General features: G+C 40.9%; 19 protein-coding genes. 10 read left to right on the top strand and 9 right to left on the bottom strand.

Annotated features, from left to right (window positions below; genetic code table 11):
- Positions 1–66: 66 nt before the first annotated feature.
- Positions 67–795 carry a carboxypeptidase-like regulatory domain-containing protein gene (locus AC570H_RS02240; protein ID WP_497351276.1) on the bottom strand — a complete coding sequence of 243 codons (729 nt, stop codon included), beginning with the start codon at positions 793–795 and terminating at the stop codon, positions 67–69.
- Positions 796–847: 52 nt separating this feature from the next.
- Positions 848–6,697, bottom strand: a complete 5,850-nt coding sequence (locus AC570H_RS02235; protein WP_497351274.1) for an alpha-2-macroglobulin family protein — start codon at positions 6,695–6,697, stop codon at positions 848–850.
- A gap of 106 nt (positions 6,698–6,803) precedes the next feature.
- Between AC570H_RS02235 and AC570H_RS02230 the strand changes: the two genes are divergently transcribed.
- Positions 6,804–7,463 carry a YceH family protein gene (locus tag AC570H_RS02230; RefSeq protein ID WP_497351272.1) on the top strand — a complete coding sequence of 220 codons (660 nt, stop codon included), beginning with the start codon at positions 6,804–6,806 and terminating at the stop codon, positions 7,461–7,463.
- A 109-nt stretch (positions 7,464–7,572) separates the two neighbouring features.
- Here the strand turns inward: AC570H_RS02230 and AC570H_RS02225 are convergent, their stop codons facing one another.
- Positions 7,573–8,352, bottom strand: a complete 780-nt coding sequence (locus AC570H_RS02225) for an NlpC/P60 family protein (protein ID WP_497351270.1) — start codon at positions 8,350–8,352, stop codon at positions 7,573–7,575.
- 109 nt (positions 8,353–8,461) lie between these two features.
- Here AC570H_RS02225 and AC570H_RS02220 point away from each other — a divergent pair, with 109 nt between their 5' ends.
- Entirely contained in the window at positions 8,462–8,911 is a 450-nt protein-coding gene (locus AC570H_RS02220; RefSeq protein WP_497351268.1) for a universal stress protein, read from the top strand.
- Positions 8,912–8,977: 66 nt separating this feature from the next.
- Here the strand turns inward: AC570H_RS02220 and AC570H_RS02215 are convergent, their stop codons facing one another.
- The gene (locus AC570H_RS02215; protein ID WP_497351266.1) at positions 8,978–9,328 is read right to left on the bottom strand and encodes a 4Fe-4S dicluster domain-containing protein; all 351 of its coding nucleotides are present in this window, start codon (positions 9,326–9,328) and stop codon (positions 8,978–8,980) included.
- Between the two features lie 77 nt (positions 9,329–9,405).
- Between AC570H_RS02215 and AC570H_RS02210 the strand changes: the two genes are divergently transcribed.
- The 6 genes from AC570H_RS02210 (at position 9,406) to dnaJ (ending at position 15,308) form a co-directional block, all read left to right on the top strand.
- The gene (locus tag AC570H_RS02210; protein WP_497351264.1) at positions 9,406–10,425 is read left to right on the top strand and encodes an acyl-CoA reductase; all 1,020 of its coding nucleotides are present in this window, start codon (positions 9,406–9,408) and stop codon (positions 10,423–10,425) included.
- Between the two features lie 49 nt (positions 10,426–10,474).
- Positions 10,475–12,415, top strand: a complete 1,941-nt coding sequence (locus tag AC570H_RS02205) for a T9SS type B sorting domain-containing protein (RefSeq protein ID WP_497351262.1) — start codon at positions 10,475–10,477, stop codon at positions 12,413–12,415.
- Between the two features lie 50 nt (positions 12,416–12,465).
- Positions 12,466–12,669: a fructose-6-phosphate aldolase gene (locus tag AC570H_RS02200; RefSeq protein WP_497351260.1), complete on the top strand. Its 204-nt coding sequence runs from the start codon at positions 12,466–12,468 to the stop codon at positions 12,667–12,669.
- Positions 12,670–12,671: 2 nt separating this feature from the next.
- Positions 12,672–13,355 carry a cell division ATP-binding protein FtsE gene (locus AC570H_RS02195; protein WP_497351258.1) on the top strand — a complete coding sequence of 228 codons (684 nt, stop codon included), beginning with the start codon at positions 12,672–12,674 and terminating at the stop codon, positions 13,353–13,355.
- 130 nt (positions 13,356–13,485) lie between these two features.
- Positions 13,486–14,058 carry a nucleotide exchange factor GrpE gene (locus AC570H_RS02190; protein WP_497351256.1) on the top strand — a complete coding sequence of 191 codons (573 nt, stop codon included), beginning with the start codon at positions 13,486–13,488 and terminating at the stop codon, positions 14,056–14,058.
- 86 nt (positions 14,059–14,144) lie between these two features.
- Positions 14,145–15,308, top strand: coding sequence for a molecular chaperone DnaJ (gene dnaJ, locus AC570H_RS02185; protein WP_497351254.1), 1,164 nt, complete (start codon positions 14,145–14,147; stop codon positions 15,306–15,308).
- Positions 15,309–15,378: 70 nt separating this feature from the next.
- On the opposite strand, the gene AC570H_RS02180 is transcribed toward dnaJ, so the two are convergent.
- From AC570H_RS02180 to AC570H_RS02160, 5 genes are all read right to left on the bottom strand, one after another.
- Entirely contained in the window at positions 15,379–15,882 is a 504-nt protein-coding gene (locus AC570H_RS02180) for a hypothetical protein (RefSeq protein WP_497351252.1), read from the bottom strand.
- A 30-nt stretch (positions 15,883–15,912) separates the two neighbouring features.
- Positions 15,913–17,295 carry a DUF3472 domain-containing protein gene (locus tag AC570H_RS02175; RefSeq protein WP_497351250.1) on the bottom strand — a complete coding sequence of 461 codons (1,383 nt, stop codon included), beginning with the start codon at positions 17,293–17,295 and terminating at the stop codon, positions 15,913–15,915.
- Positions 17,296–17,428: 133 nt separating this feature from the next.
- A complete protein-coding gene (locus tag AC570H_RS02170) occupies positions 17,429–18,157 on the bottom strand; it encodes a LytR/AlgR family response regulator transcription factor (protein WP_497351248.1) in 729 nt (242 codons plus the stop codon).
- Between the two features lie 9 nt (positions 18,158–18,166).
- A complete protein-coding gene (locus AC570H_RS02165; RefSeq protein ID WP_497351246.1) occupies positions 18,167–19,375 on the bottom strand; it encodes a serine hydrolase domain-containing protein in 1,209 nt (402 codons plus the stop codon).
- A 9-nt stretch (positions 19,376–19,384) separates the two neighbouring features.
- Complete coding sequence (locus tag AC570H_RS02160; RefSeq protein ID WP_497351244.1) at positions 19,385–20,398, bottom strand: sensor histidine kinase; 1,014 nt, start codon at positions 20,396–20,398, stop codon at positions 19,385–19,387.
- Positions 20,399–20,692: 294 nt separating this feature from the next.
- Here AC570H_RS02160 and AC570H_RS02155 point away from each other — a divergent pair, with 294 nt between their 5' ends.
- The gene (locus AC570H_RS02155) at positions 20,693–23,098 is read left to right on the top strand and encodes a TonB-dependent receptor domain-containing protein (RefSeq protein ID WP_497351242.1); all 2,406 of its coding nucleotides are present in this window, start codon (positions 20,693–20,695) and stop codon (positions 23,096–23,098) included.
- Between the two features lie 149 nt (positions 23,099–23,247).
- Entirely contained in the window at positions 23,248–24,420 is a 1,173-nt protein-coding gene (locus AC570H_RS02150; RefSeq protein WP_497351240.1) for an ankyrin repeat domain-containing protein, read from the top strand.
- Positions 24,421–24,449: the final 29 nt, after the last annotated feature.

The raw sequence follows: 24,449 nt of genomic DNA, 5'->3' as shown, positions 1-24,449 counted from the left end.
GGTACAGGGCTCGGGTATGGAGATTCTAAGTTGTGGCATAAGCGTTAGTATTAATCACAAAATACACTATTTGAACGGACTTTTCATAAAGTTCCATACTCGTTTGAAAAAAGACGGTTTTGCAGTTACACAAACAATTGCACCGCCTAAAACTTGTATGATTTGTTCTTCGGGTTTACCCAATTCTATTTTTAGCTCTTCGGTTTCTCCAGGATTAAGCACAAGCTCTTTAGTTCTATATCCAGTATAATCGAAAAACAATATCACTTTACCGTCCTTTTTAGCTTTAACCTGCATCGTAAATCTTCCATACGCATCAGTCACTGTTTTTTGCCCGCTTAATGTCCACACTTTTACATTTAGCAAATCTATTTTATCATTAAAATCTTTCACTCGGCCACTAATCGTCACCAAAGTATCTGTTTTTGAATCTTTAACTGTAAAATTAGATTTGGATGCTTTATTTTCTTCATATACGGTTGCTATTGCTTGTTTTGAATAAGCTTTTGAGCTAGCAAACAAGGTAAGACAAGAGGCCACAAATACACCTTTGGCCAAGCTCCAGCGTGATTTTTTGACAGGTGGGCTACCCACAGTGATTTGTTCCTGAAAAAACAAGCCACATGTTGTTCCTTTATCATTTAAGAACCAATCTTTCAGTTCTTCACTTGTCCAATTCCTAAAATCGATCACCTCTTTCTCGCAGGAATTGCAGTATCTTCCCTTTTCGGAAGGTGTCATATTTACCCAGTTTTGAGTACAAGGTTCAGGTACGGAGATTCTAATTTGAGACATCAGCGTTAATTTTTAAATAAGATGCACGTTGTTACAAATTCCATAAGCCGAATTAATTTATTCCTACTTTTTTCATTCCTTCCCTGCCAAAAAACACTGGAAAATACATCATTTCGGCCTTTGCCGGATTAAGCACATAATTGCCCGAATAGCGTGGCATCAAGTCAATAGTGAAAGTATATTTGCCCTGTTTAAGCTGTGTACAGAAAATAGAAGTCTTCTCTTTAAAATATTCGCGATGGGTTTCTACGCCCCCAAACGATTGCAGTTTATTTTCGTAAGAACAACCTGCCGGGATGGGAATTTCGATCATCACATAATCCGCATCAGCCCTTACTTCTACTTCCACTTTTAAGGTGGCCAAAGTTCCAGCCTTTAATTGGCGCACAGTCGCTCCTTTTTGAACGAAGCTCGAACTTACCGTAAAATCTTTGCCCATTTTTTCAGGTTTTGAATTCTGGAACTGCTGATAAGCCGTAAAATAGACTGGCATTCCTCCTGTTTTCGACAAGGCAACCGCCTCTGTATTGACCAAAGTCTTAGCAAAAGGAAATTTGCTAATGGTTTCTTGATTAACCGTTATGGACGCAGGTGTTCCTTTCTGATTGTCAACCAGTAACTCAGGCAAAATAGTTTCTAAAATCAAAGAGGATTCGTAAGTATTGCGCCATTGTCCATCTTTGCGCTGTTCTAAAAAGTAACGCTGGATCTTATCGAGTTCGGCAATGGATTTGCCAGCCGCTTTTAAAATCTGATAAGCCAACAAGGTGTTTTGGATGCTGTTATCCCAGAAACGGTTGTTTTCTTCGCCCCAGTACAGGTTGCCAAACATGGTTTCTTTTTTAATGGCCAACAATGAATCCGCATTTATTTTTAAGCCCGCCATTTGTTTAAGGCGCATTAGCTGCAGGCGATTGTACAAAGAGGGTTTTGGATCGGTCTTGGTTTTCTCGATGGCCAATACCCAATCTTTGATATAGTTCTTATCATCGAGCAAATGAAGCAGCTTAACTGTTGCCACTTGGCTGTAATCTGTACGCGCTGTTAGCTGCTTCGTTAGATAAGTATAAAGCGCCCTTTTATCAAGGCTGGTTTGATAGCCTGCTTTTTCTGCTTCTAATAAAGCTTCTACTGCATGCAGGCTGATCCACATTTCTTCATTGCTATTTTGCCACCAGCCCCAAGTACCCTGTGGCTTTCTGTTCTGTTGCAGTTTTTTAAGTATAATACTGATGTCTTTTTCATGTTTAAATGGCTCGTTAAGATAGGCTCTCACCTTTTTCTCGAGCAAAAGTGCTTTTAACTTAGAGGCCAGCTGTTCATTGCAGAGGTATTCGTAGTTACGGAGCTTGGTCATTTCATCGAGCAAAGTCGGAAAAACAGAAGCTTCTGCCCTTAAAGTAATGTTCCCCAATTTTTTATCAAATGCATAACTGATGGTTGTGTCGCGCAATAAAGCCGAAAAATAGCCTTTGGTTTCTTTTACCCCTGCTTCTACTACGGGCACTTTTCTGATTTCTCCATCAAAATAACCATTGTCTTGCTTCAGGGTGTATTCAAAGTTCAGGCTGTCTTTTCCGACTACCGCGACAGCAAGCATATCGATATGGGAATTTTTAAAGCTAACCTGACCATTTGCCAATTCCTTACCATTGTATATAAACCTGCGGACAACTTTTTCTTCGAGCGGCGTATAATTCATCAGTTTGCCCAATACCTTAATGCTATCGCCGGTAACGGCAAACATTGGCGATACAAAATTGGCACTTAATGTTTTGAAAGATTTGATGGCTGTTTCGGCATAGCCATTCTGTTTGTTGCCGTTCATGGCAATTACCCTTGCTTTCCAATTGGTAATGTCATCCGGAAATTTAACCGTAAAGCTTGCGTTTCCATTTTCGTCGGTAAACAAACGTGGCTGCCAAAAGCCAACATCAGAGAAATGAGTACGCATGGTTTGCTGTTGCGATGCCAATTCTCCCGTTTCGGCAATGGCTGTATTTCCCTTCTTGCTTTTGATAATGATTACGCCGTTGGCCGCGATTGCGCCATAGATTGCAGCGCCCTCATCGCCTTTTAACACGGTGAGGTTATCTACTTCTTCGGGATTTAATTTGGCCATGATTTCATAAGGTACCACCACCCCATCAATCACTACCAAGGCTTTATTATTGCCTTCTAAACTTCTGCTTCCTCTCAACACCAAACGGACCCCATCCTTGTTCGCAATTAAACCTGGGGTGCTTCCCAACAGCGAACCAGAAACACTGGATACTGAAGCAGAAAGCATTTGCTTTTTAACAGTTCCATATCCCGTTACCACTATTTCTTGCAGAGAATTTGTACTTTCTTCAAGGGCAATAGTTCCAACATCGCCGTTTGTAGCCACTATCTCTTTTGCATCATAGCCTACCATAGCGATTACAATTCTTCCGTTTTTTGGGACAGTCAAACTAAACCGTCCATCGTGACCTGTAAAAGTGGCCTGTTCAAAACCCAATAATCGAATAGAAACTCCGGGCAACGGTTCTTTATCTGAGGCTGCAATTACTTTTCCAGTCATCTGATCAAGCAATAAGCCCTTATCAAAATTCTTATTGTTAAAAGTGTATAAAACCTTATCCTCAATGGTGTTCGACACACCACTTTTGGCCGATTTCACATAGGTATCCAATTCTTTGCTCAATTGATCGGCAGGCAAAACCTTAAAGCTTTGCCATTTATAATAATTTAACCCATTGGCTTTAATGTTGATGTCATTTGCCATAAAATAGCGGTTGTCCTTAAGCAAAAACAGGATCCGATAACTTCCCTGATCAAACGGCCCGAAATTGGTATGGTTACCGGGATAAATCCTGATGAAATCTGGCTCATCGTTTTTATAAACAATGATGTTTTTAATATAAGGAAGCTTGTTTTTAAAGGCAGTATCGATGTCCATGCTCAATTTCCCCCTTAAAGCAGTTCGTGTACTTTCATTGGTAAACAAAGCGGTAGTATAACTCCTCAGGTTTAAATATTCATTCCAGATGCTGTCTATTTCGCCCTTTTTAAGTTCATATTGCCTAAAATCATCATTGCCGTTTTGAGCTGTGCTGGCCAAGCCCAAGCCTGAGGGAGGAGCCGGTGTTCTTGTGTTTTTAGGCTTGTACATGCTTCTGGCATTAATGTAATTCGGCACCTGCAAACTTTCAAAAGATTTTTGTTTAATGAGGCCTGGTAAAAAAGTATAGGTATAACCAGGCTCTTTTAAAAAATTATGCGAAAAACCAGTGGTCTCAAAACGGAGTATATTCTCCTTGATCGGCCCTACCAAGAGTTCCCTGTTTTTTGAAACCGTTGGTGGCGGATTTAACAAAATGGCAGTACTATCTGCTTTCAAAGTGGTTTTCTCAGACAGGAAATTGTCTGTGATCTTCAGCATGTACTTCTGTAAATTGAGTGTCTCCTCCTCATCCAACACTGGAGCTTTCTGAATTACAGCAACATTTCCCGTGGTCATGTCGGCATTTGTAATAGCGGCATTTATACTAATTACCTTTTTGGTCCCCTTATCTACTTCTACCTCCCATAGGTGAACCATTTTGGTAGCCGTGCGTAAATAAATGCTATGCTTGCCCGGGCTTACCGCAAAGGCGTAGCGCTGCAATTGGTCTGCCTGACTAAAATATACCGGAACCTGATCGATGTAAACAATACTTACCGGATCTATATCGCCCTTATCCATTACAAAAGGGGCAATTTGAGCTAAAGTATCCTTGGTTTGTTCTACAAATGTATAAATTTCATTAGGGTGAGTAAACTTGTAATATTCTATGGTATCTAGTCCCAAAGCCTTTCCCCATTTTTGCCAGTCCATTTTTAGACTGCCAGAAGCCGTGATATCTTCTATTTCCAATTGGATTTTCTTTTTTCGGGCATAATAGCGCTTGATAAAATTGGGCAAAGAAGGCGTAGACACATTTCCAAATTTGGCGGTAAAGGCCTGCGCGGTCACATCGGTAGCACTCACAGGCTTATTGGCTATATCGGTAACCTTAACCAGCATTTTCACTTCCTGTCCAGGATAAACAACAGCTGGCGCAATCAACTTTACATTTAAATAATTTGGATTGTAAACGGCGCTAAGCTCCTGCATTTTTTCTTTCTCGTCCCAAAAATAATTGATCCGGATATGAGCAGCTTTACTTACGCCATGCCTTATCGCCGTATCTAACTGGCTGCCATAACCTTGCAATAGAATTTGATTACCCGAAAAAACCGTATACCAAAAAGGCACTTTATTTTCATTATCCACCACTACCCTCAACGAATCTTTGCTTTGCAGGGCGTTGATATTCAGCTTGGGTGTAAAGTCGGCAAGGTAAATCGTTTCCTCGTAACCATTAGGCAATTTTACTTCGTAATATTCGGCATTGTAATTTGTTTTTAAACGAGTAGGCAAATCCACAGGAACAGAATCAAGCAAAATATCATTTGAAGAATAAGCAAGGACAAAAGCCTTTTGGTTTAATGATTTATCATTTTCTTTATACTCGACCAGCAAACTGTCTTTTTGTAGCGATCCTTTTATTTCCCGTAGCTTTAATTCTTTTTGATAGACATAATCAAGCTGCCTTTTTTCTCGTCTAACCTCATTGTTGCTATTCCGAAAAGTAAAATCAAGCGTAAAATCGATATTTGCCTTTGGGAAAATGCTATCGGGCAAGATCAGTTTGGTTTCGCCCACTGGCTCAAGCTTCATTTCCTTTTTCCAAAGCGTATCAGGTATAAACACCTTTTGATCAAAATAAGCCCTAGTCCTGGAGGTTGTGGCCAGTATTTCTACCCTGCCGTCGGGAACGGCCAATTCATTTTCGTCGCTGGCCTTCATAAAAATGGCAAGTGGCGATCCGCTCTGATGTGTGGTTTTATCGGTTCTTACCTGAAAATTCAAGGATTTGAGCTCATAATCTTCGTACTTAAAGCTTGAACCGATCAACATGGTTTTTTCCTTGTCTTGTTTAACCAAGCTTACATTATAGTGATTGTCTAGTGTTAAATCAAGGCTATCACTCAATACAAAATCAAAATCGTAGCCCCCATTTCTGTATGGCTGGATAGTTCCTATTTTTTTCTGTTTATTGCGACCAGCCAACATTACATCAACAGGTATATTATTGATCAAACTGCCTTTCGCATCTAACACATAAGCCTTGAGCCTAACGGTGTCTAATGGCTTATATCTAGGCTTACTAAAAACCAGATAGCCTGTATATTTTGGTGGCACATTTTTATAGCGGTATTTCTTCTTAAAAAGATTCCGAAAAGGTTGCCAGGTATATTTAATGGGAAATGAATAGGCTACTTTCTTAAAAAACGGCCAATCTTCACGCTCATCGTCTATTTCGAAACTAAAAAAATTGCTTACGCCCTCGTAGCTCACTTTAATTACTTGGCTTTTTTTCTTAAAGCTGGTCTGATAAAGATGGGTTTGCTGGTTATAAGCTACCTTTTGGCCATTGCCCAATTCTACCTTGGCATTATTGATCAAATTGCCTTTGACATCCTTTACATAAAACTGCAGGTTGTGCAGGTTATTGACCATGGCAATGGATACGTTCTGTTTATCAATCAACGAATAATTGAGTTTATTCTTGATGGCGCTCACATAAAGGTAGTTTCCGTAAGGCAAGCTCTCCTTTTTGTATTTTTTAGCAAACTCGAAACTGTCTACAAGTGTATGCAGGAAGCTATCATTGATGGCCAAAACGGAATGTTCGGCAATAGCTAACATCTCTTTGTCTGTGAGTTGATAGATATAAGTATGGCTACTGGTTTGGCGACTTTTATTTAATTGCTGCTGTGCAACTGCGAGGGTAGAAAGAAAAAGAAAAGAAAAAAGGAGTAAGCGTATCTTCATAAAACGGGGATTTACTTAAAGATACTTTTTGGATTAGAATTCCATACTTAAAAATCAAATTTTACCACAATATTTAGAAATTTAATGAATTGCCCTATATTTAGCCATGGACACACTAAAACCGCTACCTACATTAGATGCCGAACAGATCAGAGTATTGGGTGCTTTGATGGAAAAATGCAAGACCACGCCAGATTATTATCCGATGACCTTAAATGGACTGGCCGCAGCCTGTAACCAAAAGACATCCAGAAAACCTGTTGTTCAATATGACGAATCGACTATTGTTGCCGCACTGAATTCATTAAAAATTGCAGGGCTGATTTCTACAGCTACAGGTGGTTCGATCAGGAACATCAAATACAAACATAATTTTGCCATTGTTTATCCTTTGGTTCCGGCCGAAGTAGCGGTGATGTGCCTCTTGTTTTTACGCGGTCCGCAAACGCCTGGAGAAATCAATACTAACTCGGGCAGGCTCTACGAGTTCGAAACTTTAGAAGAAGTACAAAGCGTATTGGAGAAACTGGCTAGCGAAGAACCCGCTTACATCAAACAACTGCCACGCAGACCTGGACAAAAAGAACAGCGCTACATGCATTTATTTGCCGGCGATATTGAGACTTTTGAAGAAGAATACATTACTTCGGAAGAAACGCCAAGCAGATCGAACAGCGAATTGGAAGAACGTTTGGGCAAAGTAGAAACAGAATTGGCCGAACTCAAAGCCAAATTAGAGGAATTGATGAAAGAACTGGGTGTTTAGCATCGAACCTAGTATTTGATGAGTTGTTAGCTCTCCCATTCGTCATCCGCACATAATCTAGGATCCAACTTGGCAGATTCTGAAACAAGTTCAGGATGACGACCTTTTATTAAAAAAATCGCTTCACAATCCGCAGCTTGTGTGTATACCTTCCCAATTCGGCATTATAAATACCTTGTCCATCGATAGGATCGATACGAACCTTACCCGCAGCATGGATGATTTTGTCGTTACCCAGCATCATCCCCACATGGGTAATCTTGCCCTCCTCGTTATCAAAAAAGGCCAAATCGCCTACAGCAGCGCCAGATAAAAAATCGACCAATTCACCCTGTTCTGCCTGTTGCGAAGCATCTCTTCTCAGCTGGATGCCATGCAACCTGAACACCGTCTGCACAAAACCCGAACAATCGATACCAAACAAGGTTCTGCCACCCCATAAATAAGGTGCATTTTCGAAAAATTTCGCTGTGTTTTCTATTTGATCTTTTATAGATTGAGTGCTGGCCAATTGGGCTTCAAATTTAACTTCAAACTTCTCTTCGCCCAAAAAGCAAAAACCATCTTCATAAAAAGGCAAGGTACTGCCCGCTGCCACATAATAGGCACTTCCGTTGGCAGCTATCAGGGTATTATTTACCGCAGCTGGAGCCAAATAGGTATAAGAACGGCCATCCAGATACTGCGCTTCACTCAATTTTCGCAGTTGTTTAAAATCCATCCAGCCCTCATAGCCATCGTCGAAATTTTGAACCAGCCACCACTTTTCGGTTTGCTCGAGTACCTTCACCCGATCGCCAAACAAGAGCTGCGATACAATTTCACTTCTGTCTGATGGTTCTTTTCTTAAAGGCGCGATGGCAACCCTGCAAATTTGGTAGTTTTCCATTTTTAAAACATGAGCCCTAAAAATAAGGATTAATAGTTAAAAAGTGCATTACCAAACATTTATGGACGAAAATTGTTATTTTTAACAGACAAACTTAAATGCTGAAATCATGAACTACAAAAAAATCCTCATTGCTGTAGACAACAGTACTTGTTCTGAAAAAGCAGCAAAAACCGGCTATGAAATGGCCAGTAAATTCGACGCAGAAATTGCCTTGTTAAATATCATCGAACCTGCACCCGCAACCGTTAATCCGGATTTTACATTGGCACCGGTTTTTATGGAGATGTATGATAACAGTGAAGAAAACAGCCATGTGCTGCTCAAGGAAATGGAAAGCAAGTTTGGCAACAATATAAAAACCACTTACCTCACCAGTTTGGATACCGCCAGTCATGGCATTTTAAAGCAGGCCGAAGAATGGGGTGCCGATTTGATTGTGATTGGCACACACGGCAGAACAGGCCTCTATCATTTTTTTATGGGCAGCGTAGCCGAAAGCGTGGCCAGAAAAGCGCCTTGCCCCGTATTAGTGGTTCCTAACAGAAGCGACGTTTAACCAAAACTATAGCAACAAAAAAGGGACCCGATTACCGCGTCCCTTTTGTTTATTTTGAGCTTTTAATTAGCCTTCTTGGTGCAACCAGGCTTTTTTAGCCAATAATTCTTCTTCGGTTTCGCGGATATCTTCATCATCCACACAACAATCTACCGGACAAACTGCCGCACATTGAGGCTCATCATGAAAACCCTTACATTCTGTACACTTATCAGAAACAATATAATAAACTTCGTCAGAAAGTGCTTCCTGAGAAGATCCAGCATCAATTTGCTGGTCACCAAAGTCGATGATGCCGTCTAGATTGGTACCATCCGAAAATCTCCAGGCAGTGCCTGCATCGTAAATTGCATTATTTGGGCATTCTGGCTCACATGCGCCACAATTAATACACTCGTCTGTTATTTTAATCGCCATGTCTTCGTCTATATCTATTGCTAAGCTTAACTTTGCAGTGCAAATATAACACATAATCATTTATAATAATTCTAAATATGTCATCACTTAGCAAAGAAAGCCTTATTAATGCCTTCGAAAAACTCGGTCGGTTCATGTCTCAACCAGACCAAGCTTTCGAAGCCGTTATCGATTCGGCAAGCCGCCATAATGCATGGTTTACCGTTGGAGAGGTAAAAAAAGCACTTTCTTCGCTAGGCAATATGCTCAATATCCAAGACCTCCAAACTTGGATGGAATCCATCCGTTTAAGCAATACGCCAAAGAAAGTTGGGCTGATTTTGGCCGGAAATATTCCTTTGGTAGGGTTTCACGATGTGTTGTGCGTATTGGTTACAGGCAATATCGCGCTGATCAAACTGTCATCTTCTGATGATAAATTATTGCCCGAACTGCTTAAAAAACTGGTGGAATTTGAGCCTGCACTTCACGATCACATCGTTTATACCGAAAGGCTAAAAGAGTTTGATGCCATTATTGCGACCGGCAGCAATAATACTTCGCGTTATTTTGAGTTTTATTTTGGCAACGTGCCCAATATCATCCGCAAAAACAGAAATAGCGTAGCCGTTTTAAGTGGCCAAGAAAGCAGTGAAGAACTTAAAAGCCTGGGTCATGATATTTTTGATTATTTTGGATTGGGTTGCCGAAACGTCTCTAAAATCTATGTACCCAAAGGCTATAAACTGGACCATTTTTTTGAAGCGGTAGAATCTTTTAACGACATCATCAACCACTTCAAATACAACAACAATTACGACTACAACAAATCTGTATACCTGGTAAATTTGGTCAAACATCTTGATAACGGCTTTTTGCTAGTGAAGGAAGATGAATCGCTTACTTCGCCACTGGCAGTGCTCTTTTATGAAACTTATGAAGACGAAGCCCAACTGGCCGAAAAAATCAATACTCAAGAAGAACAGATCCAATGTGTGGTTTCGCATTTGAACCTGCCTTTAACCAGAGCGTCTATCGCTTTTGGACAAAGCCAAAACCCAAAACTTTGGGATTATGCCGACAATATAAATACAGTTGATTTCCTATTGGCTTTGTAGCTTATAAATTTATCCCTATTTTGTAGACGCTTTATCCCCAAGCGTCCATTTGACAGCAATTAGAAGTTTTGTTTGGTCTTTATTCGTACTGCTCTTTTCCATAACTGGATTAAAGGCTCAGGTTTGCAATGGCGCACTGGGCGATCCGGTAATCAATATCGATTTTGGAAAGGGATCGAGCCAATTTGGACCCCAATTAAGCAATGGGCAAACCAATTATACCTATATAGCCGATAGCCCCAACGACGGCCAATACACCATTGCCCAAAGCACAAACGGCATGCACAACAGTCCGGGGAATGGCTGGTTCCAAATTGGCAACCATACTCCTAACGACCCCAATGGCTATATGATGGTGGTGAACGCCTCTACCACACCAGGAATTTTTTACCAAGAAACGATTTCTGGCCTTTGTCCGGGTACTACCTACGAGTTTTCGGCCTGGATTGTCAATATCCTGAATTATTCGGGCAACAAGCCCAACGTAACTTTTACCATTGAAACCACCAGTGGCACAGTTTTAAAAACCTACGATACCGGCGATATCTTCGAAACCACCCAAGCCACTTGGAAACAGTATGCCATGACGTTTACTACTTCGAGCAATGCCAGCATTGTTTTGAAAATGATCAATAACGGCCCAGGTGGCATCGGAAACGACATTGCCTTGGATGACATTACCTTTAGGGCATGTGGACCTGTAATTACGCCTTCTATTAATGATATTGCTACCAATTTTGGCACAACGATCAATGTTTGTGAAAATGCTACGACGAATTATACTTTAAGTGCAACAGTTTCGGCAGGCTATAACGATGCTGTTTACCAATGGCAAATTAACACCAACAGCGGATGGACAGACTTGCCGGGTGAAACCAACACGCAAACCATTATTACGCCTAATCCCTTGCCAGGCACTTACGAATATAGATTGATAGCAGCGGAAAGGGCCAATATCAACTCGCCAAGCTGCAGGGTTTCTTCTGCCCCACTCACCATTAAGGTAAATGCCAGGCCTAATCCTATGATTAGCAACAACGGCCCCATTTGTTTTGGAGGCAACCTGCAACTAACCACCACCAATATTACTGTTGCTACAGGAGATGTGGTGAGCTATAAATGGGATGGACCGAACAACTTCAGTTCTACGCAAAAAGATCCGGCAATCAATAATATGGATGCCAATAAAGCAGGCACCTATCGGCTTACTTTCACCAAAAACGGCTGTGAAGAAATTAGGCAAACCACGGTTAGCGTTCTCCCTCAGGTTAACGCACTGATTAAGCCCCTTACCGGCCCCATTTGTGAAGGCCAAAGCATACAATTGGAAGCTTCTGGAGGCACTACCTATTCATGGCAACCTGCTGATGGCTTAAGTGACTTGAACAGCGCAACGCCAACGGTTTCGCCGAGCCAAACCACAACTTATGCCGTTAGTATAAGTCGAGATGGCTGTTCGGCAACAGCTTCGATAACCGTCCGTGTATTGAAAAACGTAAATGCAAATGCTGGGCCCGACAAAAAAATAGTGCAGGGACAAGGCATTGTATTGGATGGCCAAGCCAGTGGCGATGATTTAACCTACAGTTGGTTTCCTACCGATTACCTGGACGACCCCACCAAGCTTAACCCTATTGCAAGTCCGCTAAAAGACATTACCTATACTTTAACCGTTCAGTCGCCCTGCAATACAGTTACCGATGAAGTCTTTATCAAAGTTTACCCGAAAGTAGAAATCCCGAATACTTTTACACCTAATGGCGATGGTGTAAACGATAAATGGCTCATTCCATCTATAGAAGGCTATGATAAGGTAAAGCTGAGAGTGGTTAACCGCTACGGACAATTGGTATTTGAAACAACGGATGCCAAACATACCTGGGATGGCAAATCAGATGGCAAAGTTTTACCTGCCGGCACCTATTATTATACCCTTTACCTCAACGACGATAAAAAAGCCTATTCTGGTTGGGTATTATTGGCCAGATAAAATCCATTATTTCAATCTAAATTTCGGCTAGAAATGTTATTTTTGGGCAGATGTATATCATAAAAGTAAAAGGCATTGCCAAAATACCCGACTATGTGCAACTAAGAGATGAAAAATTTACGCTCTTGGCCTATTTCAGAGTCGACAGACCCGATAAATCTTTAGAAAAATTGGGCTTTGGCGATAAGCTAGATCAAATTATGAACATTATTAATGACCTTCCCTTTGGACAGGTTACCAAACTAGATATTTGAACATGACACAAAGCGCAGTAATCAACCTACAGAATGTAGATGTTTTTCAACAGAAGCACTTGGTTTTATCTAACGTAAATCTTGATATAGCCAAAGGCGAATTTGTCTTTTTAATTGGCCAAACGGGTTCTGGAAAAAGCAGCTTGCTCAAAATCATTTACGGCGATTTGCATATCGGCAATGGCAATGGCAGCGTAGCGGGTTTCAACCTTAAAAACCTGGCTGAAAAAGAAGTGCCTTACCTGCGCAGGAAACTGGGCATTGTTTTTCAGGATTTCCAATTGCTAAGCGACAGAACCATTGAGCAGAATTTAGAGTTTGTATTAAAGGCTACAGGCTGGAACGATAAAAACCTGATTAACGAACGCATTAAAGACGTACTTGAAAAAGTGGGTTTGCGTTCTAAAATCAAGAAAATGCCTCATGAGCTTTCGGGTGGCGAGCAGCAACGCGTGGTAATTGCGCGGGCTTTGCTTAACAACCCAGAGATTATTTTGGCCGATGAGCCAACGGGCAACTTAGACCCTGATACTTCAGAAGAAATCGTGTTGCTGTTGAAACAAATCAGCCAAAGCGGCACTGCTGTTTTAATGGCCACGCACGATTACCATATCATCCGCACCTTCCCTTCTCGCATCATCAAATGCGAAAGCGGCGTGATGCACGAAGACGCCCAGATTGCCTAGTGCAATGCTGACAAAAAATTAGATTTCAGCCATTCTGTTCGGTTACTCCCAGTTAAAACTGACAGCATGGCTGATTTTTTTGTATTGGCAAAGCTTTTGAGTTCAAACACAAAAAACACGAGTATACAACATGTTTAATAAGAAGAAAAAGGAAGAAGAACCGATTAACGAAAATCAGGCGGAGCAAGAAGTGCAAGATACACAGGCTGAGGGAACACAAACGGAAGCTCAGGCAGAACCCGTAGCAGAACTTTCTGCAGAAGAAAAACTGCAACAAGACAACGCAGCCTTGAACGATAAATACCTTCGTTTATTTGCAGAATTCGACAATTACAAACGCCGTACCCAAAAAGAACGCGTAGAATTGTTGCAAACTGCCGGAAAAGACGTGGTGGTTTCTTTGCTCCCGGTTTTAGATGATTTTGAACGTGCCATCAAAGCAACCGAAAACGCTACAGAAGTAAGCGCTATTCGCGATGGTATTGTATTGGTACAAACCAAGCTGAAAAGTATCCTAAGCCAAAAAGGCTTAAAGGAAATGGAAAGCATGCATACCGTTTTCGATACAGATATACACGAAGCCATTACCAATATCCCTGCCCCTACAGAAGATCTAAAAGGCAAGGTAGTAGATGAATTGGAAAAAGGTTATACTTTAAACGATAAAGTAATCCGCTTCGCCAAAGTAGTAGTTGGAGCATAAAAAATAAATTAATGAATTGTGGATGAGCGAATGATTGAATAAAAACATTCAAAATTCAATCATTCAAGATTCAATCATTAGTAAAAATGAGCAAAAGAGATTATTACGACATACTTGGCGTAGCCAAAGGCGCTTCGGCGGAGGAAATTAAAAAAGCCTACCGCAAATTGGCTATTAAATACCATCCTGATAAAAACCCTGACGATAAATCGGCAGAAGAAAAGTTCAAGGAAGCTGCTGAAGCTTACGAGGTATTGAGCAATCCAGAAAAGAAACAACGTTATGACCAATACGGCCATGCGGGTGTGGGTGGCGCAGCCGGAGGAGGCTATGGTGGCGGTGGCATGAACATGGAAGATATCTTTAGCCAGTTTGGCGATATTTTCGGTGGTGGTGGCAGTCCGTTCGACAGCTTTTTTGGCGGTGGCGGAGGCCAATCGCGCGGTGGCCGCAGGGTAGCTAAAGGCAGCAACTTGCGCATCAAGGTTAAATTAACCCTCGAAGAAATTGCCAATGGTGCCGAGAAAAAAATCAAGGTTAACAAACAGATTACCTGTAAAACCTGCGATGGCAGCGGCGCTAAAGACAAATCATCGGTAAGTACCTGTAAAACCTGTGGTGGCAGTGGCGCGGTGCGCAGGGTAACCAATACCATATTGGGCCAAATGCAAACTACGGCAACTTGTCCAACTTGTCACGGCAGTGGGCAACAGATTACAGCTAAATGTAATTCATGTCATGGCGAAGGAACCGTACGTGGCGAAGAAACCATTACCATCAACATTCCTGCAGGCGTAAGCGAGGGCATGCAACTGAGCATGGCTGGCAAAGGAAATGCCGCCCCAAATGGAGGCATTCCGGGCGATTTGATTATATTGATTGAAGAATTGCCACATGAAACATTGAAACGCGAAGGCAATAACATTGTTTACGATCTGCATGTAAGCATTATCGATGCAGCCATTGGTGCGAGTGTTGAAGTGCCAACCATTGATGGAAAAGCCAAGATAAAAATCGATCCTGGAACCCAAAGCGGCAAATTGTTGCGTTTAAAAGGAAAAGGTATTCCAGAAGTAAATTCATACCACCGTGGCGATGAGATTATCCATGTGAACATTTGGACTCCTAAAGCGCTAAGCAGCGAAGAGAGGGCCATGTTAGAGAAACTGAGAGAATCTCCAAACTTTAAGCCGCAGCCTGGCAAAAATGACAAAAGCTTTTTCGATAAAATGAAAGAGTATTTCGAATAAATAAAAAAAGCACTGAAAATTTCAGTGCTTTTTTTATTTCATGCTTTTTGTTTGATGTTAAATTTCTGAGTTAGGCTATGGTAAGATAGAATAGCGGTTTTACATAGTTGGCAACGTTTCCTGCTTCAATCCCTACCTCTTTCTTGTCTATCGTCAGTTTTTCTAATCTACCATACGATTTATCAACTGTTATATCCACTTCCATAGGTGCTTTATCGCCTAACTTCAAATAGAAAGTCTGATTCGCCCTTAAGGCTAATTCAGCAATCTGGGGAGAAAAGATCTGGCTAAATTCATACTTCTCGTTGCCATATGAAAACGGCGGACGTATAATAAACGGAATTTGCGTAATCTTTCCATCACTGCCTTTCTGATAGAGTTGTATCTGGTCTGCCTTGAATGAACCACTTGTCGCTGAGTTCAACAAATCTTGGCCAGCAGAATTTTTAAGTACCAATTGTAGCGTAGGTCCGGGCATTGGTGAACAAGCACACAATTTTCCGCCAATACCTTCCTTTTTACAGGCAATGCTTACCGTGAAAAGCAGGAAACAAACGAATAAAAATTTTTTCATTGAAATAAGGATTTACTCAAATATAATAATCTATTTGCTTTTCTTTAGTTTGTCTTTATTGGAATCTTCATTTTTGAGCGCCACAGCTATACGGTCTTCAAAAGGTTTCAAATCAAGGTTCATTTTACTTACCGACAGCGGAATTTGATTATTGGTTTTCAAAGTAGGTGTATAGCCGCCAGATGCCATATAAAAGCGATCTGGATAATTTGGCGAAACGCCTTGTTCATAATCTACACGCTGTCCTTCCTTCCCATCGGTATTAGAGAACCTTACCTTATTAAAATTGATCCATTTTCCTGTACCCTCTTCCCTGCCCCAGGCATTGTAATAATAAGCTTCCCTCCTCAGTTGGCCATTGGTATAGCCATAGTTTTCTATAAACGAATAAAAGCCATCAAACAAACGCTGTTCTTTTGGCGCGCGCCAAGTAGCCACATACTGCCAGTCGCCACTTTCAAGCTTGTACCAGGCTGATAGAACCACAGAGTTGTTGGCTTGTTTGCTGATGTTCATCAAAAACTTAACGGGTTTTCCGGTTTGCCAGTTGGCAGTTTTTACATACGATTGGCCGCCAGTACCCTCACCACCAAAGCTATTTACGGTGGTAGCTTCGCCTTTATCCACCAAAGAAACATAATCATGTTGGGTGATGGTTTGATCATGCTCGGCATCTTTGCTGTCCCAAACCGAGAACAGTACCCTCCGTTCGCTTTCACTATTGGTTTGAATACCCATATAACCCCTAAAAAAACCCAGACTCATGTAGTAGGTTGCCAAAGGATCGCCTCCCTCGGGTACCAATATCTCTTCATAAATCCAGTTGTATGCCTTTGTAGTTTGATCAGTTGTACTAAACGAAAGGTGTACCGAAGGCGATGACTGGTAATCGGTTTGATTAACCTGGCCACCTGGCTTAAGCGATTTAAAAGTCAATTCCTTTATTTTAATGGCTGATTCTGGATCAGAAATAGGCCTCAGTTCATACCTGAAGTATCCAGTTTGCGGAATCTCAATTTTGCTTGCAAACAAACTATCGGCTTGGCCCGTGCCTTTAAACGTGAGTTTCTTGGTAAATGTTTTAAAGCCTGAATTGGCATAAGTAGCACTTACCTTTAATTCGAATTGCAGGTTTTTCCCCTGTTCTACCGTGTTGTTAAAAGAAAGCTCATAACTGCCCGGCTTTTGATAAAGGTACCAAACTACGCTCTTGCTTTTATCGCGCCAATTGGAAACGATGCCTTTGTTTTCCGGGTAGCCAACAGGTACCGAAACGCCAGGTCTTCCTGCGCCAAAAGGTTCTACATAGCCTTTGTTAGCTGGTATCTTAAATAATGGTGTGGCGGGCTGTTGCGCAAATGTTGTCGCGCATAGCAAAATAGCCATGCCGAATAGGGAAATCTTCAATTTCATAGGTTCAATGTGGTTTAGCTGTTGTGAACAACAAATTACCCCATTTTAAAATAGAAACAGAACATAAAACGGATTTCACACAAACGTTTGTGTGCTCAAATCGTGTAAAAAAGCTGCAACAATCTGTTCAAAATCAGTTGCTTTCCCTAATCATTTTAAAAAAATCATCGCGATAGGTTTCTCCAATCGGCAAGGCCTGATCCTTGATAAAAACCGTATTTCCATCTATCATTTTGATGTGCTCAGCCGATACGATGTAAGATTTATGGATTCGATAAAAAGACTGCTTAGGCAATATGTTTTCCAGTTCGCGCAAAGATTGGTAGGTAATCAAACGCTGATCGGCCGTAAAAATTGAGATATAGTTTTTGAGCCCCTCGATATAGAGGATATCGCTGTATTTAATCTTGATGAACTTGTTTTTGGTATCTCCCTTGATAAAAATAAAATCGGCTGTGCTGGCTGGCGCAACTGCTTCTGAAGCTGCAGGCGTTGCAATCGGCTTATCTAAGAGTTGCTGTACTTTTAGCGCTGCTTTATAAAACCGCTCATACGATACCGGTTTCAACAGGTAATCGATCACATCCAATTCAAAACCCTCTAAGGCATATTCTGGGTAAGCCGTAGTCAAAACCACTTTGCATTTGCCTCCACAGATCTTTAAAAACTGGATCCCGGTGAGTTCTGGCATCTGGATATCTAAGAAAATCAGGTCTACCTTCCCTTCCTGCACCATATTTAAGGCTTCAAAGGCATTGGTAGTGGTGCCGATGAGCGTGAGGAAAGGCGTTTTTTTGATATAAGTGGCAATAATTTCTGAAGCATAGGCTTCATCATCAACAGCAAGGCAACGGATCATCATATTTTGTTCTTAATTAATTTCTCTGCCCACAGCAGGGATAAAACCATTAAAATAAAGGCTTTTATTGGGATAGTTTCCCATCCTAACAATGATAACATTATTATCAGGATTTACGTACACGATTTGGCCCAAAATTCCTTCGGCCCTGTAATCTTTGGCTAGGGTTTGAAAATAATAGGTTCCGTTGCTCATCTTTTTGATTGGGGCTTTTAGGTTGAGCTTAGCCAATTGTTGGCTGGCGCTGATCGAATCTTTAAAATAGCTCAGCTTGCTACAAGCCCACCATTGGTTTTTGTAGCCTCTTTTGGCCAATGAATCAGGATTTACCGTATTATTGATCCACTGATTGGAAACCAATTGCGTTCCCTGCCAGTTTCCTTTTTTAAGGTAGAGACGCCCGAGTTTGGCAAAATCGGTAACCGTAGCATTGAGGCAACAGAAGGCTTTAATGGTTTTTCGGCCATCCAGACTCCAAATGGCGTCAGATTCTGCACCTAAAGGCTGCCAGAGGTGTTTGGCCATTAGCACTTCTATTTTTTCGCCACTGGCACGTTCCAATAAAGCAGCCAAAACCTGCGTATTGATGCTTTGGTATTCGAAGGTTTGGCCAGGTTCTTTTTTCATCTTCAGCTTGGCAACCTGATTTTTTAAGGAATTGCCATAATAAAGCTTCGCAATACTGCCAAAGGGACTAACGCTGTCTTCATCGAAATCGAAACCGCTTCGCATATCCAGTACATGTTGAATGGTTAATTTGTGAAAGCGTTCATCGTTCTTTTCCAGTTCTGGCATATATTTAATCACCAAGTCATTAGCCGACGAGATTATTCCCTTATCAATGGCAATGCCCATCAAGGTACCGATGTAGGATTTGGCCACCGAAAAACTGGGGTGCAGGGTATTGGCATTCACGTTGCTGGCGAAATTCTCGTAAATAATGCTATCGTTCTTAATTACCAAAAAAGCATTGGTATTGGTTTGAAGCAACATGCTGTCCAAGTACTTTTTCATTTTGGCGTATTTAGGTTGTCCAATTGCCTGAACAAACCTAAACGGCTCTTTATTAGCTACCAGTCTTGCATATTTAAATTTCGAGCTGTCGTTAAGATCAGGTTCGCGCCAACGTGTGGCCCTTAGCGGTGCACAGCCATAGGCAATGCAAAGGCATAAACAGCTCAACAACATCCATTTGTAGGATTGATTTTTGAAATTTTTCATTTGGCCAATCTATAAGTTAACAATCAATGTAGTTTTATAGGTATTGCTATTATTAGAAACCAATAGCTCGTGGCTATCTGGATAAATAAGGTCTAGCCTGCGGTGCACATTAACCAGTCCCACTCCGCTCGAATGGTCTTTTTGGCCATGGTTGATTTTGTTGCTCACTTCAAAAACCAGGCGTTTGTTGGCCTGCATTTTTAAGGAGATACGAACAGGATGCTTTTCATCGTTAATCACACCATGCTTAAAGGCATTTTCTACAAAAGGAATCAAAACCAGCGATGCAATTTTTTGCTCGTCAGTTAAACCTTCGGTTTTAAATTCGACGTAAAAATTGGGTTCAAAACGCATTTTAAAGAGTGCAATGTAGCTTTCGAGGTATTCTACTTCCTTGCTCAACAGCACTTTGCCATCGGGACTTTCGTTTAAGGTATAACGCATCAGGTCAGATAAACGCAAAACCGCATTGGCTAGCTTTTCCGATACCGGGATAGCCAAAGAGTATACATAATTAAGCGTATTGTATAAAAAGTGTGGATTGATCTGCGATTTCAAAAAAGCCAATTCGGCCTTTACCACCTCGTCCTTCAATTTACGTCTCGCCAGTTCGCCTTTGTAATTCTGTTGTACGCTATAGGCTCCAAGAGAAATAAAGATGTAAGACAGTCCATAATAGATGTTATCTCTTATGTAATAATCAATCGTAACGCCCTCTGAATAATTATGAAAGCCAAAAAGATGCAGGTAAATCACCTCTTCTATCAGATACCTAGAACCGATAAAAACAACCATGGCCAACAACATGCCACCTATCAGCTGAAGCATTTTTCCATGCTTCAAAAAATTGGGATAGACCCATAAAAAGCAAACATAAAATTCTATAATCTGGATAATGGTCATCGAAAGATCGAAGGCAACATTATAAAAGCTGGTTATCTTCAAAAGGTAAGCGCCATATCGGTAGCCCAGTACCAAAAGCCAGCAAAGGATGTGTATTAAAACGAGGGGAATTCTTTTCATGTGTATATATATTTCAATGTTGATGAACTGCTATGATGTTGTGGATTTCACTGTGTAATTAAAATCATAATGCTTTCATGCCCTAAAACTATAAAAAGCTTTTCCAACGCCATAGTTTCTTATGCCAATCCCGACATAAATTATCCCAACCCCTTGTTTTTAGGGACGAAACCTTTTTATGGGCAAAATTTGGGTTGGGATAATATTTTAGGAGGTTGGGATTATATAATTGAGCAGCTGCATCGCTTTGTGAACCTTTGGACAGCAAACCAAAGACATACAAATCTTAACATCATGAAAACTCTTTTTAAACTCTTAGCAGCTCTTTTCCTTTTAGGCTTTACAACGGCACAGGCGCAAAACTTTAAAGTAAGCGGCACCATAATAGACCAAACCAAAAAACAGCCTCTGGATTTTGCCTCTGTTGCATTGGTTCACCTTCCAGATTCTGTTGCCGTGCTACAGGCCACCAACCAGCAGGGCGTTTACGAATTTAAGATGGTTAAACCGGGCAGTTACATCATCAAAGCCTTAATGATGGGCTATGGCAAGCTTTCATCTGCTGTTTTCGAAGTAAAAGATACTGATGTTAAAGTGCCTCAAATTGCATTGCTTAGCCAAAGCCAAAACCTGAATGAAGTAAACATTGTTTCGAAAGTGCCCGTAATAGACCAAAAGGCAGACCGTACCATTGTGAACGTAGAAAAGATGAACACCACAGGCGATAATGCCCTTGAGGTACTGGCCCGTGCACCAGGCATGAGGCTAGACAAAGATGATAACCTGATTTTAAAAGGCAAACAAAATGTAACTGTAATGATCGATGGCAAAATCAGCTATATGAGTGGCGAAGAACTTAAAACCTATCTCAAGTCGCTGCCTGGAGAAGTGATCAGCAAAATCGAGCTGATTACTAATCCACCTGCCTCTTTTGATGCAGCCGGAACGGGAGGCTTTATCAACATCAAACTTAAAAGAAATAAAATGCAGGGCATGAACGGCAACGTAAATCTTGGTGGTGGCTATGGCAAATATGAGAAATTAAACGGCGGCGCCAACCTTAACTACAATATCGGCAAGATCAGCACCTATGCACGCTTCAGTACAGAGCATATGAATTCTTTTAACCGCCTTACCCTTAACCGTACCATTGGCAATGAACGATATGACCAAGTGAATTATTGGCACCCGATAACCAATAGTAAAAACTATGCAGCTGGTGCCGATTATTTCATCAATGACAAACATACGATTGGATTGATGTTCAAAGGCTTTAGCGCGCCAGCCAATACCGATGTAACCAGCAACTCGCCCAACTACAATGCCCAAGGCGTTAAATTAGGCTCGGTTACTATGCACAATCCACAAAAAAACAGCGTGGGCAATAACGCATTGAACTTCAATTATCGCTTTAAAATGGACACTTTGGGTAGAGAATTAAGCTTTGATGCCGATTATGTTCATTACGACAGCTACCAGAACGAAAGCTTTGTAAACAGCTATTTTGACGCCAACAACCAACTAAAAAGCGACCCTATCAACATGCGCAACAAAGCTGATGGAAACATTGACATTTATGCCTTAAAAGTGGATTATGTTCATCCTTTTACCAAAAAGCTAAAAATGGAAGCCGGTTTAAAAAGCAGCTGGGTTGATGCCAGCAGCGGCGTGCGTTTCGATTCGCTTAAAACAGCTGGCTGGATAAACGACCAAAGGCGTACTAATCTTTTCCAGTATAAAGAAAACATCAATGCAGCTTATCTTTCACTAAATCAATCGTTTAAAAACATAGACATTAAGGTTGGCGTAAGGGCTGAACAGACTTTGGGCGATGGATTATCATCTGGCACCAATACCGTTATCGATCGTAAATATTGGAAATTGTTTCCAAACGTGGCAGCCTCTTTTAAAGCTACCGAAAACAACCAATTTACTTTGTCTTATCGCAAAAGCATCAACCGCCCGTCGTATAGCAGCCTTAATCCTTTTTCTTTCTATTCCGATCCTTACACAGCCTTACAGGGCAACCCCTTGTTGCAGCCTTCTTATGCAGACAATTTCGAATTTAACTACAACTTTAAAAACATGCGTTTATTAAGCGTGAGTTATGCAACTACCAAAGGATCTGTTTCTGAAGTGATTTACCAAAACAGCGTAACTAAAGAAAGCATTACCCGTGCAGAAAACCTGAACAACGAAACCAATTTATACATCGCTACCGGTACACCTGTTGATGTGGTAAAATGGTGGAACAACAATTCAGAGATTTATGCAGCCTACAATAAACTAAGCTCTCCGGTACAAGGTGTAGGCTTTAACTCGTCGCAATGGAGTTGGGGTGTAAGTTCAGACAACAACTTTACGCTTCCAAAAGATTATGTAATTGGGGTTTACGCTTATTATAACTCACCTTCAGTTTCGGGCTTATTCCGCAATCTTGAAAGTTATGCAGTAAACGTAGCTGTTAAAAAAACCTTCTGGAAGAAAAACGCAACTGTTTCGTTGAAGTTAAATGATGTATTTGCAACGGGAGTTTTCAGGGCCAGACTTCAATACAATAACGTAAATACTTATTGGCAAAACGAATGGGAGAACAGAAAAATATCGTTGAATATCACCTACAAATTTGGAAACATGAAAATCAAAACTGCCCGTAATCGCAGAACTGGTACCAGTGAAGAAGAAGGTCGCGTGAGGTAACCAAAATTTTATAAATAAATAATTTCGATCCCTTTACAAGAATTGTAAGGGGATTTTTTTATTTCAACTGTTCAGAAAAAAAATTAATTAATGATAAAACGATTAATTGGTATGGATATTGAATTATAGACATACCAAATACCGTCTAAATGCTAGTACAACACTTACAATCTGCCAACTACACAGAAGCACTGGCCCTATTGGCCAACAACGAAAAACTGCCTGATACTTTGCAGGATTTCCAGAAGCAACAGCTGTTAGATCAATTGCTACGCGCCAAACAGTTTGAAATTCTCCATCATTTTATCAAGGATAAAACCATCGAAACAGATATTTATGAATACGATAGTTTTAACAGGAGCATCTTCGAAAGCATTGTCCGCTACTTGCCAAACGATGAAGAGTCTATTAAGTTTTTTGAGGATTTTATTGCTCAATTTGAGAACATTAGCGACGAGGTAGAGGCTAAAACCCTACTCGGCTTTTTTTTAGAAAATGGAGCTTCCATTGAAAAAGTAAAAGCTTTGATCGCTGCTGGAGCCAGTACCAGCTTTAAGAACAATGCCGAAGAGAACTTCATCCACCAGGTGGTGAAAACCTACACAAGGACGCCTGAACTTTCTTTAGCTTACCTTGCTTTGCTCATCGATGAAGGTCTAGCCGTTGATGAACCAAATATTGTACAACAAACCCCGTTACAATTGGCTATATCGTTTAACAGACCCGAGTATATCGATCTTCTGTTAAACAGTGGCGCTGATGTAAATCACATCGACAAGCAGGGCAACAGTGCCTTTTATTATGCTGTTGCAGAAAAATTCGATCTGGAACTGTACAACAAGCTGAGTTTGTACGGTACCCCGCAATTTGATACGATCAATAAAAACCAAGTATCGTTGTTGTTCGAATACATTAGAATGTTGAATCATCCCTCACCCAAAGAGACTGAATTATTGGCCAAATTAATTGCCGATGGTGCAGACTTATATCAAAACAGTAGTTATTATGGAAGCGAAACCACTCCAATAGACTTACTTGCCGAAAAAAACGTTGATGTTTTGCAAACAGTGCTCAATAGTGGCGCTTTAAACGTAAACCAACAAGACGAAGACGGCAACACTTTGCTGCATAAGATTTGTGCCTATAATGTGAATTATGAAACAGAAAAGGCAAAAGACATGTACAGGAAAGTAAAACTGCTATTGGAAAATGGAGCTGATGTAGGCATCACCAACAACAATGAACAAACGCCGGTGATGTTGGCCTTAGACGATAACCTTAAAATAAAGACTGTTGAGCTATTAACGAAATCAACCATTTAATTGCCTACCTAATTAACATCACCATGTCA

The organism is Pedobacter sp. B4419, from assembly GCF_059693725.1.
Note: the sequence above shows the minus strand (reverse complement) of the source record. Positions and strands in the feature narration are given on the sequence as shown.